Here is a 14,973-nt window from a genome sequence, read left to right on the forward strand (position 1 = left end):
AAAATTAACATTAATCGTATAGAATTAGTCTAAATAAGTTTCGCTAGATCTAATTTTGTATTATTTTTGCGGCAGTTTAAAATAAATCTAAATAAATCTAAATTTTGCCGCATTCGAATTCTTTATATAAGTTTTTTTGCTTTTCACTTTTTGTGATCTGTTCGGTGAATTTATTTTCTCAAAACTTTGAAAATACTCGTGTTTCAGGAGAAATCCTAACCGTTTCCGGAAAAGCATTAGAAGGTGTGAATGTTATTTTGGAAGGCGAGAATAGAGGCGTAGTTACCAATTCAAACGGATTTTATAGCATCAATAATATTTCTTCAGGAAAACATACGCTTAAAGTGAGTTTTTTAGGTTTTAAAACCATTCAGAAGGAAATTGATATAAAAAAGGGCGAACAATTAACGCTAAACTTTAAGTTAGAAGACGCACCTTTTGAAATGGGAAGCGTAAAATTAGAAGGGAAATCGGCTATTCGTAAAATAAATGAGCAATCCTATGCGGTTACTTCTGTTTCCGCTAAAGAATTTTACAACACTACATCAGATGCTAAACAAGTTTTAAATCGCGTGCCGGGAGTTCGAATTTTACAGGATGGTGGTTTAGGTTCAGATTTAGATTTTTCTTTAAACGGTTTTTCAGGAGATCAAGTAAAGTTTTTTCTCAACGGAATTCCGATGGATAATTTTGGCTCTTCCTTCAATTTAGCGAGTATTCCGGTGAATTCTATAGAGCGAATAGATGTTTACAAAGGCGTTGTTCCTGTTTGGTTGGGAACTGATGCTTTAGGCGGAGCGGTAAATATTATTACCAATCAAAAAATAGATTTTTTAGATGCTTCTTATTCAGTTGGTTCATTTAATACGCATCGAGCTTCCGTAAATGGTTCGTTTGTAAAGAAAAATGGATTTACGGTTCGAGGAAATTTAAACTATAATTATTCTGATAATGATTATGATGTTATCGCCGATATTAGAGATTATAACGGAACTGTTGTTGAAAAAGGCGTAGAAGTTAGAAGGTTTCACGATCGTTATCGTTCCTTAACCGCTAATTTTGAAACAGGTTGGGTAAACACTTCGTTTGCAGATCAATTATTAGTCGGAATCATTGCTTCCGGAGATGATAATCAAATTCAAAATGGGCAAACCATGAATCTTCCCTATGGCGGAGTCGTGAGAGAAAGCAGTTCTTTTATTCCAACTTTAAAATATACAAAACGAGATCTTTTTCTGGAAGGTTTAGATGTGAGTTTAAATAGCGCTTACAGTATAATTGAACAAAAAACGATTGATACCTTAACGGGTAAAAAATTTAATTGGTACGGAGAAGTTCTTACACCTGCTGAAAATGAAATTCCTTCGGAAACCGATGCGGAATCGGGAGAAAGAAGATTGCTTACATTCGATAATACTGAATTTTCTACGCAGTTTAACACCAGTTATTTATTCAATAATCAACATTCAGTAGTATTAAATTATTCGTTGCAAAACTTCAAAAGAGAATCTGGAGATGAAATTAACCCGGATAGACTGCGCTATCAGTTTTCAAGTAAAGTGAATAAGAATATTGCAGGCTTCGCTTATAAATTCGACTATGATAAAAAATGGAGCACTACCCTTTTCGGAAAAGCCTATTTTTTAAAAGTCGAAAGTTTTAACGAAGATTTAGAAGGAACTTCTACAGCCAACAAAGATAATTACGGCTACGGAATTGCCAGCTCTTATTTTATTTTGCCGACTTTACAAGTAAAAGCATCTTTTGAACGCGCTTATAGATTACCAACACCAACCGAAATTTTAGGTGATGGTTTAAATACACAACCTAATTTGGCTTTAAAACCTGAGGAAAGTAATAATTATAATGTTGGATTAAATTACAACCAAACCTTTAATACAATTCACCAACTTGGTATAGAAGGAAATTTCATTTATCGAGATTCAAAAAATTTAATTTATGAAACCGTTCAAGGAATCGAATCGACCAGTAGAAATTTAAATAAAGCAAGAACCGTTGGGGTAGAAGGAAGCGTTAATTATAGCTGGAAAGAACTATTTAATATCGGAGCCAACGTAACGTATCAAAACATAACCGATCAAGCCGATAAAATTTATAGTGAATTTTCCGGCTATCAAGAAAATTTTCTGAAAGGAGCGAGAGTTCCTAACAAGCCTTATTTATTTGGAAATGCCACTGCCGGTTTAAGGTTTAAAGATGTTGGTGTCGAAAATTCTCAGCTTCAATTCACGTATCGATACAATTACGTGGAAGAGTTTTTCTTCAGCTGGGCAAGATTTGGGAGCAGAGACAATAAAGCTATTATTCCGCAACAAAGTTCTCACGATCTGGAGTTGGTCTATAGCTTTCAGCAAAATAAATATAATATTGGCATAGAATGTAGAAACCTAACCGATGCTGTTTTGTATGATAAATTCAGATTACAAAAACCGGGTAGAGCTTTCTACGTAAAATTTAGATACGCAATCAATTAATAATTATAAATAAATAGTTCATATGTTTTCAACAAATTCTTTTAAAAAAATAAGCTTGGCTTTTTTAAGCTTTGTAGGAATACTTTCTTTTACAGCTTGTAGTAGCGATGATGATAACACCTCAGATGAACCAGAGGTTCTTGAAAAAATCATAGCTCAAGATAAACCGTATGTTTTATCCTTATCTTACCAAGGAAGTGATGATAATTATACGTATTACACCGTTCCTTTTGAAAATATAATGGAAGGAACATTAAGTGCTGAAGGTACTGGAATAGAACAACCCGGTTATTTCGATTTTACACAAATTGAAGAAACGATTTACAGCATCGGTGGTTTAGATGATGTAAATGTTGCAGGAATGCGAAAAAGAACAATTGATGATTCAGATTATTTAGTGAAGATAGGCGATGTTTCTTTTAGCCAACAATTAGAAGATATTATTAAAGCAGATAATAATACATTGGTTTCTATAAGTATGGATAATGCATCAGATATAATCACGTTTCGTAAATTCAATAAAAACTCACTTAATACCACAGAAACTAAAAACGTACAAGTTTCAGAATTTACTTCGTTAACAGGACCTTCTTATTCAGGAATGGTAGTTGCCGACGGCCATTTATTCTTAAGTTATTATATTAGTGATCCAGATTCTTATGCAACAGATTATACAGATCAAGCTGAAGTAGCTGTTTTTTCTTATCCTGAATTAGAATTTCAAAAAGTAATTACCGACGATCGCGTAGGACCGATTGGTGGATTTCTTGTGAAATCAGGATTAATAAAAGATGAAGATGGAAATATTTATGCGATTTCTCATTCAAATCCAGCAAACGGATTTAGTCAATCTACTAAACCAAGCGGAATCTTAAAAATTAATAGCGGTGAAACAGATTTTGACCAAGATTACTTTTTCGATGTTGAAAGTGCAAGCGGTGGTGGAAACGTAGTTCGTTTAAAATATTTAGAAAACGGAAAAGCTTATGCGGAAATTAATACCGCAGAAAGAAGTCAACAAGACAGATGGATGGACGGACCATCACAATCTGCTGTAATAAATTTAGAAGCGAAAACCATCCAAACTATTGCTAATATCCCAGAACATCTAGGTTTAGGAAGAAGATTAGTAGCACTTCAAGAAGGGAATACTATTTATACTTGTATTCCAATTACAGACGATGGAAATTATATTTATAAAATAAATACCGAAACCCTTCAAGCTGAAAAAGGAGCGAAAGTAGAAGCGAATTTTACCGCGGGTATTTTTAAATTATAAAATTCACTTAAAGATTACCGGCTTGTTTAAGTTTGCAAGCCGGTTTTTTTATTTCTTATGAAGAAGACAAAAAATAACAAGAAAAAATCTAAAAAAAGTTCAGTTAGAAAACTGAATGACTGGCTACATTTATGGCTAGGATTATTTTCTGGTATAATTATTTTTATTGTCAGCCTTACCGGTTGTATTTATGTTTTTCAGCAAGAAATAAAAGACGCGTTAGAACCTTGGCGTTTTGTTGAGGTACAAAATAAACAATTTGTGCCGCCAAGTCAGTTAGTAGATACTGCAAAAGTTTACATGCCAATTGTAGAACCTTCTGGTTTAACTTATAGCAATAAAGAAGGAGCTGCAGCAGTTGGTTTTAGCGAACGCGTTAATGGAAAACGACATTTTACGGCAGTTTTCTTAAACCCATATACCGGCGAATTCATAAAAAAACAACAACTCGTTGGAGATGGAAATTTCGATTTTTTCCGTTTTATAATCGATGGTCACCGAGCTTTGTGGTTGCCTTACGAAATAGGCAGACCAATTGTAGGAGTTGCGACACTAATTTTTGTGTTTTTATTGATTAGCGGTTTGGTAATGTGGTGGCCTAAAAACTGGAAGAAAAGCAACCGAAAAAAAAGTTTCAATATAAAATGGCGCGGAACTTTTAAACGCATAAATTATGATCTACACAATGTCTTAGGATTTTACAGTTTACTTTTTGCTTTTGTAATTGGAATAACTGGTTTAGTTTGGAGTTTCGAATGGTTTGAAGATTCTTTATATTATGTTACTTCCGGCGGAGAAGAAAAACCAGAACATCATCATCCACATTCAGATATTGCTCAAAAGAATTTAATTGAAAATGATACTATTTCGGTGTTAGATCGTGCTTGGTACAGAACTATCGCCCAAGAACCAAATGTTCAAGGAATGTATATGTCGCCTACGATTAGAGATGAAGACGACGCCATTGAAATAGTTGCTTACCAAGATCACGGTTCATTTTACAATAAAAATGAATATTTTTACGATCAATATACGCTAGAACAATTTGAAGTTAAAGGTTCTCGTTTTGAAGAAGCAGATTTTGCAGATCAATTAGTTTCCTTAAATTATGATATGCATATTGGCGCGGCCTTAGGTTTACCAGGTAAAATCTTAGCATTTTTTATTAGTTTAATTTGCGCAAGCTTACCAATTACCGGTTTTTTAGTTTGGCTAAATAAAAAGAAAAAAACAAAAAAGAAACATTCTTAAATTAGTTTGAAGAAGCCAATTCATGAATTTTTTCATAAACTAAGTGCGATTCCCACCCTCTATAGAATAAATAATCGGCTAGCTTTTTTTTCTTTTTTATAATCGATTTTTCTTTAATAAAATTCCAACGTTTTTCTGCAAGTTGATGAAAAGTTTGAAGATAATCTTTTTCAGAAATTTCTTTTAGCGCACTATTTATATTGAATTGAGATATTTCTCTTAGTTTTAATTCTCGTTTAATTCTGACTTTCCCCCATTTTTTTATATTGAATTTTCCACGGGCAAAACTTTTTGCGAAGCGTTCTTCATTTAAAAAATCATCTGTAATTAATTTATAAATAATTTCTTGTCGCGCTTCAGGAATCATATGCATTTCTATGAGTTTTTGTTCAATTTCTTTATGGCAACGTTCGCGATAGGCGCAAAATTTCATCATTTTGGCGGTCGCTTCTTGTAACGTATATGTTTTATGTGTGTTCAAAGTAAAGTAAATCCTATTCAGATAAAACGAAGAAAATTAAAATTTCACTTCTAAAGTAAAAGTAAAAAAGAAAACCCCATTTAGAACATCCTAAATGGGGTTTATTAAATTTTAAATAATCACTTCACCATCTTTATCGTGAAAGTGATATTCAAGATACGTGTAAGCATCTCTAGGTAATACTTTTACCCAACGTTTATGATCGAAAAACCATTTACTTCTGGGTGATGGAATGCCTCTTGTTAAAAAGGCAGCTACAAAAGGGTGTGCACTAATGGACAGCTTTTTGTAGTCTTTTTTAATAAGTTTTTGTAAGTCGGCGTTTATTTTATTTATTACAACAATTGGAGCTTCGATTTCTCCGTCTCCATTGGGATTTTCTTCCCTTGTTTTAATATTCATTTCCGGTCTTACACGCTGTCTGGTAATTTGAATCAGTCCGAATTTTGTAGGCGGTAGAATTTTATGCTTGGCACGATCGTCGCTCATTTCGTCGCGAAGGTGGTTATAAAGCTTTTTTCTATTTTCGGCATCGTTCATATCGATAAAATCGACTACAATAATTCCGCCCATATCTCGCAATCGTAATTGTCGAGCTACTTCAGAAGCGCTAATCAAGTTCACTTCTAGAGCGGTTTCTTCTTGATTTTTAGCTTTATTGCTGCGATTTCCGCTATTTACATCGATAACATGCATTGCTTCTGTGTGTTCGATCACCAAATAGGCGCCTTTACTCATAGAAACTGTTTTACCGAAAGCGGTTTTTATTTGCCGTTCTACTCCAAATTTTTCAAAAATTGGGACTTTAGACTGATATTTTTTTACAATAGACTCTTTTTCTGGTGAAATTTCACTCACGTAGTCTTTAATTTGAGAATAAAGGGCGTCATCATCGGTACAAATAGAAGTGAAACTATCGTTGAACATATCTCTTAAAAGTGAGCTTGCTCTGTTTAGTTCTCCTAATACTTTCGCCGGATGTTGAGCCTTATTCAGTTTTTTACACATTCCTGTCCAACGACTCATCAAGTTTTGTAAGTCTTTGTCCAGCTCTGCTACTTTTTTGCCTTTTGCTACTGTACGAACAATAATGCCAAACCCTTTAGGTTTAATACTTTTTACCAATCTCTTAAGACGTTCTTTTTCTTTTTTATCTTCAATTTTTTGAGAAATCGAGATGCGTTCAGAAAAAGGAACAAGCACGATGTATCTTCCTGCAAACGAAAGTTCGCTGCTTATTCTAGGCCCTTTTGTTGAAATAGGTTCTTTTACTATTTGTACTAATAGCGATTGATTTGATTTTAAGACATCGGTTATACTTCCGTCTTTATCAATTTCTTTTTCAAAAGGATAATCTTTTAAAGAAAAATCCTTTAGTTTACCTGTGCTTACACGTTTTACGAATTTTAATAAAGTCGATACTTTTGGTCCTAGGTCGTGATAGTGTAAAAAACCATCTTTTTCATAGCCAACATTTACAAATGCGGCATTTAACCCGGGAACAGCTTTTCTTATTTTGGCGAGAAATATATCACCAACGGCAAAATTACTGTTATCGTTTTCTTTATGTAATTCTATTAGTTTTCCATCTTTTAATAAGGCAAAATCAACAGCATCGGAATTTGATCTAATAATTAATTCTTTATTCATATCATTCCTGCTAATTAGATTTTTATCTATACCCACAAAAGGTAAGTACAGATGGATTAAACAAAATTTATCACAGGGTTTTTAATTTAAAAATCCTGAAGAAGTTTTTTTAAAAAACTTCGTTGTCAATGAACATTTTAACTAAAAAAAGTAGTGTGAAAACTACTTTTTCTTGTGACGGTTAGCTCTTCTTCTTTTTTTACGCTTGTGCGTTGCTACCTTATGTCTTTTTCTTTTTTTACCACTTGGCATAAATTATGAGTTTAAAATTAATAAATATTTTAAGTTACTTTACTTCTACGTTTGTCTTCACACCTTCTACAAATACTTTAGCAGGTTTGAAAGCCGGTATATTGTGAGCAGGTATTTTTATAGTTGTATTTTTAGAGATGTTTCTTCCCGTTTTCTCAGCACGTGTTTTGATAATAAAACTTCCAAATCCTCTTAAGTAAACATTGTCTCCACTTTCTAAAGAATTTTTCACTTCCTCCATAAAGGTTTCAATAGTAGCTTGTACGTCTGCCTTTTCCATTCCTAGTTTATCTGAAATGTTTGCTACGATATCTGCTTTCGTCATCTTACAATTTTTTTATTATATAGGGTTTATATTTTCAAGGGGGCAAATATACTAATTTAAAATTCAATAAATCAAGCCTAATCCTTTAAATAGTAACGCAATAAACTTTTATTATTGCAAATTAAGAGTTATTTCTATGGATTTTCATAAAACGTTGTTAAACTGGTACTTACTGAATTCAAGAAGCCTTCCGTGGCGCGAAACAAGCAATCCTTATAACATTTGGCTAAGCGAAATTATGCTTCAACAAACAAGAATTGCGCAAGGATTACCTTATTATGAAAAATTTATAGCACATTTTCCGACAGTTTTCGATCTCGCTAACGCGAAAGAAGAACACGTTTTAAAATTGTGGCAAGGTTTGGGTTATTATTCTCGCGCTCGAAATTTACATTTCACCGCAAAATATGTAGCCGAAGAATTAAACGGAATTTTCCCCGATAATTATAAAGACTTAAAAAAATTAAAAGGCGTTGGCGATTATACCGCTGCTGCGATTGCTTCCATTTGTTATGACGAACCAGTCGCGGTTGTCGATGGCAATGTTTATCGGGTTTTAGCGCGTTATTTTGGTGTAGAAACTCCAATAAATTCTACTGAAGGTGTAAAACAGTTTAAAGCTTTGGCGCAAGAAATGCTCTATAAAAAAGACCCGAAACATTACAACCAAGCCTTAATGGAATTTGGCGCGTTGCATTGCAAACCAAAAAATCCGTTATGCGAATCGTGTCCGTTTCAGAAAAATTGTGTGGCTTTTCAGCAAGGAAAAACAGCTTCACTTCCCGTTAAATTAAAAAAAACTAAAGTAACTACACGACATTTTAATTATTTGGTTTTTAAAAAGAATGATGAAACCTTACTTCAGAAAAGAACAGGAAAAGGAATTTGGAAGAATTTATACGAATTCCCACTCCTAGAAACCTCAGAAGAAATTCAAAAAGAAGCCTTTACAAACCATCCCGAGGTAGAAAAACTCGTGGGTAAGAATTTTAAAAATATTCGATTGTACAATAATAAACCGATAAAACATGTACTTTCGCACCAGAAATTATTTGCAAAATTTTGGATTATTTCAGTTGAAGATTTTCCGGTCGCTTTTGAAAAGCCCATAATCGCTACCCAATTTTCTACCATCGAAACTTTTGCGGTTCCGGTTTTGCTAGAAAAATTTATTGAAGCATTCCATTTTAGCAAATAATTCTTTTTCCTTACATTTACTACACAAGAATTATAAAGTTATGGCATCAGGAACACTAAATAAAGTTATGCTTATCGGGCATACGGGAGACGAAGTTAAAATGCATTATTTTGAAGGTGGCGGTTGTATTGGTAGATTTCCACTTGCCACAAATGAAGATTATGTAAATAAAACTACAGGAGAACGGGTTAGTAATACCGAATGGCACAATATTGTAGTTAGAAATAAAGCTGCTGAAGTTTGCGAAAAATACCTTTCTAAAGGGGATAAAGTTTATATTGAAGGTAGAATTAAAACCCGAAAATGGACAGACGATAAAGGAATGGACCGTTATTCAACCGAAATTCAGTGTTTAGAATTTACGTTTTTAACACCAAAAGAACAAAGTAATACGGGCGGTGGAATGGCTCCAGGAAATGCTCAAGGAGGAAAACCTGCGCAATCTCAAAAGCCGGAAATGCAAAATCCTTCTGCGCCTACATCATTTAATGAAGAAGAGGAAGACGACCTTCCATTTTAGTTAACAAAAACGCCAACCTTTGGACCCAGATCCTTCCAGTTTACTAATTTTTTTAGCCTTTAGTTACTATCAAATCGTAGGTATAGTAATGCTAATGGTGCTGTTAATTTTTTCCGCGTTAATCTCTGGTTCAGAAGTAGCGCTTTTTTCGCTCACGCCGGCAGATTTTCAGGTAGAAGACGGTAAAGTTTCTTCAAAACAGCAAATTTTAATTCGGTTATTAGACCGACCCAAAAAATTATTAGCTACCATTTTAGTCGCTAATAATTTTGTGAATATCGCCGTGGTTTTATTATTCGAATCCCTTTCTGATCAATGGTTCGAAGCTATAGATACACAACTCAATTTATATTATTTCAGTTTAGATGTCGTTTTTTTATTGAAAGTTGGTGTCGCTACTTTTTTGATTCTATTGTTTGGTGAGATTCTTCCTAAAATTTACGCCAGTAGAAATAAAGTACTGTTTTCACATTTTATGGCGTATCCGCTCGGTTTTTTAGATAAAGCTTTAAGCGGAATTAGTTTGCCGATGCGTTTTGTAACCGTTTTAATTCATAATCGATTAGGAAAACAAAAATCTAATCTTTCTGTCGATCAACTCTCACAAGCTTTGGAATTAACCAGTGAAGAAGACACTACAAAAGAAGAACAGAAAATATTAAAAGGAATCGTTTCATTCGGAAATACAGAAACAAAGCAAGTTATGCGTCCGCGGATGGATATTTTTGCATTAAACATTACTGAAAGTTACGCTACGGTTTTAGAAGCAGTTGTCGAGCACGGTTATTCCCGGATTCCGGTTTATGAAGAAAGTGTCGATAATATTCAAGGTATTTTGTACATCAAAGATTTGCTTCCGTATTTAGAAGAGAAAAATTTTGAATGGAAATCGCTTTTGCGCGAACCTTATTTTGTGCCGGAAAATAAAAAATTAGACGATTTGCTGAACGATTTTAAAATCAAAAAAAATCACTTAGCAATTGTAGTCGATGAATATGGTGGAACTTGCGGATTAATTTCCTTGGAAGATATTATTGAAGAAATTGTAGGCGATATAAGCGATGAGTTTGATGATGAGGATTTAGTGTTCTCTAAGCTCGATGAAAATACTTTTGTTTTTGAAGGAAAAACATCGTTAAAAGATTTTTATAAAGTCACCAAAATTGAAGAAGATCAAATTCAGTTATTTGAAGATCAAAAAGGCGAAGCCGAAACTTTAGCCGGATTTTTATTAGAAATTTCCGGAGGCTTTCCGCAGAAAAATGAAACAATACAAGTAGAAAATTATACGTTTACCATAGAAGTAATCGACGATAAGCGTATAAAACAAGTAAAATTCAGCATTAATACATGAAAAATTTACTCGAAAAACGAGATTTAACTACACCTAAATTTGCTTCAAAACGAAACAGTTTTTTAGCCGTTTTTGTATTGTTTTTTCTTTTTTCTTGTGAAGAAGCTGTAAAACCTAAACCAAAAGCATATTTGGCGTTGGAATATCCTGAAGCGGAATATGACAAAGTAAGCTCTAATTGCCCTTACACGTTTCAGGTAAATAGAAATTCAGTTGTAAAACCGGCACGTTCTGGAAATCCGTGTTGGATAGATATTGAATATCCCGATATGAAAGGAACTATTTTTATAACCTACCAACCGGTGCGCGATAATTTGAAAAAACTATTGATAGATGCGCAAAAACTTCCGTTAGAGCACACCATAAAAGCTGATGAAATTGAAGGCGACACCTACATAAATGATAAACACAAAACCTACGGAACGTTTTATGAAGTAAAAGGCGACGCGGCTTCGCAAGCACAATTTTATTTAACTGATAGTACGGATCATTTTTTAACCGGTTCTATTTATTTTCGGGCAAAACCAAATTTCGATTCTATTGTTCCCGCGGCAGCTTATCTTCAAAAAGATATTCGGCATTTAATGGAAACAGTAGAGTGGAAATAATCTCCTAAAGATTTATAGTTCCATTCGTTCAATTCGAATTTTAATCGGAATTTTGCAGCTTTAAAAAGCGAAATTTCGATGAAGCAGCAACATTTAAAATGGGTTTACTTAATCTCGTTAGCCTTAGTTTGGGGAAGTTCATTTATTCTCATAAAAAAGGGATTGGTGGGTTTAACGCCAATTCAATTAGGTGCGTTGCGAACTTTTTTAGCCGGGATTTTCTTATTCATAATCGGTCCTCGAAGTGTTCGAAAAATTAAAAAACCACAATGGAAATGGATTGCCGTTTCTGCATTTTTAGGAAGTTTTTTTCCTGCTTTTCTTTTTGCTTTCGCGGAAATGGAAGTCGACAGCGCAATTGTTTCTATATTAAATTCTACAGTTCCTATTTTAGCGCTGCTTATTGGTGTTGTTTTCTTTAAAATTTCAGCTACTTCAAATCAAACCTTAGGCGTAATTATTGGGTTGGTGGGTTCTGTTTCGTTAATTCTTGCCGGCGCGAGTATTAATGAAAACCAGAATTATTGGTATGCTTTATTGCCGTTAGTCGCTACGACAATGTATGCGTTTAATGTGCATATTATTAAACGCTATTTGCAAGAAGTTCCCGTATTGAGTTTAACGGTGGGTTGTTTTTTAATTCTGATGCTTCCTTCTGTGGTTATTTTATGGCAAAGCGATTTTTTTACTGCGGAAAGACTTCAAAATGAAACCACCCAATTGTCAATTGGTTACATTGCTATTCTCGCGGTAGTTGGAACAGGAATAGCAAAACTTTTATTTAATAGAATGGTGCAAATTTCGACACCGGTTTTTTCAACTTCAGTAACCTATTTAATTCCAGTGGTGGCTTTAACCTGGGGAATTTTAGATGGCGAATTATTTAATTGGTTGCAAGCTTTATCTGGATTAGTAATTTTATTAGGTGTTTATTTTGCGAATAGGAAGCCGAAGTCCGCTAAGCGTAAAAGTGCATAATTTAAGTTTTGATTTCTTTTTATTTACTTCGTCATAGATACTTCCATAACAATCAATTAAAAAATTAACTGATGAAAAAGATAATTTTACTATTAATGAGCATTTTCTTGATGAGTTGTGCTGAAGAGAAGTCAACCAAATACTCAACGGATTCTGGAAAAGTGTATTTACTTATAACGGAAAATACAACTGAAAAAGAATTAACCAAAATCGCTTCTGAATTTAAAACTGAAAAAAATATTATGGTAGACTTTTCAGAAAGTAGATTTTTTAAAAACGGAAAAATTGAAAGATTGAATCTAAAAGTAGATTGTAACGATGGTTTTAAAGGAAGTACTAAAAGTTCAGTCCAAGATTTAGAAACGAATAATTATGGATTTGTAAGAAATTATTCAGATGCTAACGTTCCATTTTCAATCGGAAATATATCGATTTAAAATATCTTTTCGAAAATTATAAAATAAAAAAAGCCGGTTTTTATAAACCGGCTTTTTTGTTATTAGAATGAAATTTTATTGGAAATCAGCGTCGCTAACGCCTTCATTAACTTTAATTTCAGTCATGTCAACTTTAATTTCTTGAGGGCCAAAAGACTGAATTACTGTATGTGGAAATTTAACCCCTTTTACTTCTTTATAATTATCATATTTAGTTGAAGTGGTCATAGTTTGCCCACCTTGAGAAACAGTATTGCTTTCTTGAAGTTTCAAACCGCTTTCTACGCTATAATAAGATTTACTATTTTCTGAAGTTGAAACTGCATAAGCATCTTTTCCATCAACTTTTTCAATACCAGTAAGAGTTGCATCTTTTGGGGTTTCTAGTTCTGGAAATAAACCAGCATTTTTCTTCGCTTCAGCAATTTGCTCTTCGGTATAATCCATTTTTTGTCCTTGTGCTTCTGCATAACCAGTTTTACCATCAAAAACCTGTTTACTCATCGTCATGCCATTCATTTTCGTTACTTGAGATGATTTTCCATCTTTAGTTTCTTTCATTGTAAGGGTTAATGGCATTCCTTGAACAGTAGCGCTTCCTTGCATCATTACAGAATTAACATCGCTTATTGCTTTTTTTCCACCGATAGCTTTAATGTAATCGTTATAAACTGTTTCAACACTTACACCTTCTGGAACAGCTTTGCTGTATTCAGGTTTTTCAACTAAATTTCCTTTTTTATCATAATAACGTACAGGAATTTTCTTTCCATTTACCGTTACATTTTCTAAGTTATCGGCAACTTCGCTTCCTTTTCCTGCAACAACAATTTGCATTTTATCGGTTTTGAAGTATTTTTTAGCAACTCGCTGAATATCTTCCGGTGTTACCGCGTTTATTTTCTGAAGAAATTTCTCATAGAAATCATCATCTAAATCATTGGTTTCAATGTTTAACGCATAATCTGCAATCGTAGAAGGATCTTCTAAACGCAATACGAAATCTCCGGCAAATTTATTTTTAGCATTGCTTAGATCTTCGTAAGAAACTTTTTCGTTTCGAATACGGTTAATTTCTTTTAAAGATTCAACAACAGCGCTATCGGTTACCGCGTTTCTAACACTTGCAGAAGCTTGAAAACGACTTGCATATTTATCTGCTCCGGTATATGATCTTGCTCCGTATGTATAACCGTGCTCTTCACGTAAGTTCATATTTAAATAACTTCCGAAGCTACCTCCTAAAATTTGGTTCGCTACTAAAACAGGGAAGTAATCTTCATCTTTCATTTCAAGATCTACGGTGTTTTGTAATCTTAATTCACTCTGAACTGCGTTTGGAACATCAATAAAGTCGATTTGTGTGTATTGCGCCGGTGTAACAGTTGGTAAACTAGCTGAAGGTGGAACGTCTGCAGACCAATCTCCTAATTCTTTTTTAGCTAATTTTTTTACATCGCTGTAATCTATATCTCCTAAAATTACCAAATATGCATTTTTAGGTGAAATGAAATTATGGTAATAAGTTTTTACATCTTCTAAAGTTACACGTTCAACGGTTTCTTCAGTTTCAAATTCCCCGTAAGGGTGGTTTTTACCAAACGCTAAGGCTCCACTAACATTGCTAGCAATAGCTCCTGCACTTTTTTCGTTTGATTTTAACCCTTCGATTAAACGGTCTTTTTGTGTTTCAAATTCTTCTTGTGTGAATTTTGGTTGTAAAAGCCCTTGTGCCATTAAACCGAAAACTTCAGGAAAAAATTTAGAAAGTGAACTAGCGTATGCCATTTCTGAACCGTAACCAACATTTGCTCCTAAAAAGTCAACTCGTTGGTTAAATTCATCTTTTGTCATTTTCTCAGTTCCGTTACCCATCATTGCGCTGTAAAGTGATTTTACACCTTGTTTGTCGCCTTCAGAATGAGGTTTGTTATCAATAACTAAACTTGCTCTTACGCGTGGAAGTTTATGGTTTTCTACCACCATAACTTTTAGTCCGTTATTTAAGGTAAATGATCTTGGTTTTCCTAAATTAATTTTAGGCGCGGGACCCGGTTCTGGTTGCTTAGAACGGTCTATTTGAGCTTGAGCTCCCATAACCATTAAGCATAGTATGAATAGTGAAACTATTTTAGTTTTCATATA

13 protein-coding genes are annotated in these 14,973 nt (G+C 33.7%); 9 read left to right on the top strand and 4 right to left on the bottom strand.

Annotated elements, in window-relative coordinates:
- Positions 1–164 precede the first annotated feature (164 nt).
- Genes ACFFGL_RS10225 through ACFFGL_RS10235 form a run of 3 tightly spaced genes read left to right on the top strand, consistent with a single transcriptional unit; the run spans position 165 to position 5,025 of the window.
- Positions 165–2,495 carry a TonB-dependent receptor gene (locus ACFFGL_RS10225; RefSeq protein WP_309726351.1) on the top strand — a complete coding sequence of 777 codons (2,331 nt, stop codon included), beginning with the start codon at positions 165–167 and terminating at the stop codon, positions 2,493–2,495.
- Between the two features lie 55 nt (positions 2,496–2,550).
- On the top strand, positions 2,551–3,774 hold the full coding sequence (locus ACFFGL_RS10230; RefSeq protein WP_309726349.1) for a DUF4374 domain-containing protein: 1,224 nt from the start codon (positions 2,551–2,553) through the stop codon (positions 3,772–3,774).
- A gap of 57 nt (positions 3,775–3,831) precedes the next feature.
- A complete protein-coding gene (locus ACFFGL_RS10235; protein WP_309726347.1) occupies positions 3,832–5,025 on the top strand; it encodes a PepSY-associated TM helix domain-containing protein in 1,194 nt (397 codons plus the stop codon).
- Between the two features lies 1 nt (position 5,026).
- Here the strand turns inward: ACFFGL_RS10235 and ACFFGL_RS10240 are convergent, their stop codons facing one another.
- The 3 genes from ACFFGL_RS10240 to ACFFGL_RS10250 form a co-directional block, all read right to left on the bottom strand.
- Complete coding sequence (locus tag ACFFGL_RS10240) at positions 5,027–5,461, bottom strand: regulatory protein RecX (RefSeq protein ID WP_309726345.1); 435 nt, start codon at positions 5,459–5,461, stop codon at positions 5,027–5,029.
- Positions 5,462–5,617: 156 nt separating this feature from the next.
- Positions 5,618–7,156 carry an Rne/Rng family ribonuclease gene (locus tag ACFFGL_RS10245; protein ID WP_309726344.1) on the bottom strand — a complete coding sequence of 513 codons (1,539 nt, stop codon included), beginning with the start codon at positions 7,154–7,156 and terminating at the stop codon, positions 5,618–5,620.
- 286 nt (positions 7,157–7,442) lie between these two features.
- Positions 7,443–7,733 (bottom strand): HU family DNA-binding protein, encoded by a 291-nt coding sequence (locus ACFFGL_RS10250; protein WP_309726343.1) that lies wholly within the window; start codon positions 7,731–7,733, stop codon positions 7,443–7,445.
- A gap of 136 nt (positions 7,734–7,869) precedes the next feature.
- Here ACFFGL_RS10250 and mutY point away from each other — a divergent pair, with 136 nt between their 5' ends.
- The 6 genes from mutY to ACFFGL_RS10280 all read left to right on the top strand — a co-directional run bounded on the left by mutY (position 7,870) and on the right by ACFFGL_RS10280 (position 12,828).
- Positions 7,870–8,931, top strand: a complete 1,062-nt coding sequence (gene mutY / locus ACFFGL_RS10255; protein ID WP_309726342.1) for an A/G-specific adenine glycosylase — start codon at positions 7,870–7,872, stop codon at positions 8,929–8,931.
- 40 nt (positions 8,932–8,971) lie between these two features.
- Positions 8,972–9,451 carry a single-stranded DNA-binding protein gene (locus tag ACFFGL_RS10260; protein ID WP_309726341.1) on the top strand — a complete coding sequence of 160 codons (480 nt, stop codon included), beginning with the start codon at positions 8,972–8,974 and terminating at the stop codon, positions 9,449–9,451.
- A 19-nt stretch (positions 9,452–9,470) separates the two neighbouring features.
- Positions 9,471–10,805 (top strand): gliding motility-associated protein GldE, encoded by a 1,335-nt coding sequence (locus ACFFGL_RS10265; protein WP_309726339.1) that lies wholly within the window; start codon positions 9,471–9,473, stop codon positions 10,803–10,805.
- Positions 10,802–11,413, top strand: coding sequence for a gliding motility lipoprotein GldD (gldD, locus tag ACFFGL_RS10270; protein WP_309726337.1), 612 nt, complete (start codon positions 10,802–10,804; stop codon positions 11,411–11,413). The genes ACFFGL_RS10265 and gldD overlap by 4 nt, the downstream gene beginning before the upstream one ends.
- 78 nt (positions 11,414–11,491) lie before the next feature.
- Positions 11,492–12,391, top strand: a complete 900-nt coding sequence (locus ACFFGL_RS10275) for a DMT family transporter (protein WP_309726335.1) — start codon at positions 11,492–11,494, stop codon at positions 12,389–12,391.
- Between the two features lie 71 nt (positions 12,392–12,462).
- Complete coding sequence (locus ACFFGL_RS10280) at positions 12,463–12,828, top strand: hypothetical protein (RefSeq protein ID WP_309726334.1); 366 nt, start codon at positions 12,463–12,465, stop codon at positions 12,826–12,828.
- Positions 12,829–12,903: 75 nt separating this feature from the next.
- Here the strand turns inward: ACFFGL_RS10280 and ACFFGL_RS10285 are convergent, their stop codons facing one another.
- Positions 12,904–14,970: a M16 family metallopeptidase gene (locus tag ACFFGL_RS10285; protein ID WP_309726332.1), complete on the bottom strand. Its 2,067-nt coding sequence runs from the start codon at positions 14,968–14,970 to the stop codon at positions 12,904–12,906.
- Between the last annotated feature and the right edge of the window lie 3 nt (positions 14,971–14,973).

The organism is Mesonia maritima (genome assembly GCF_042433895.1).
In the GTDB taxonomy this organism is placed as follows: domain Bacteria; phylum Bacteroidota; class Bacteroidia; order Flavobacteriales; family Flavobacteriaceae; genus Mesonia; species Mesonia maritima.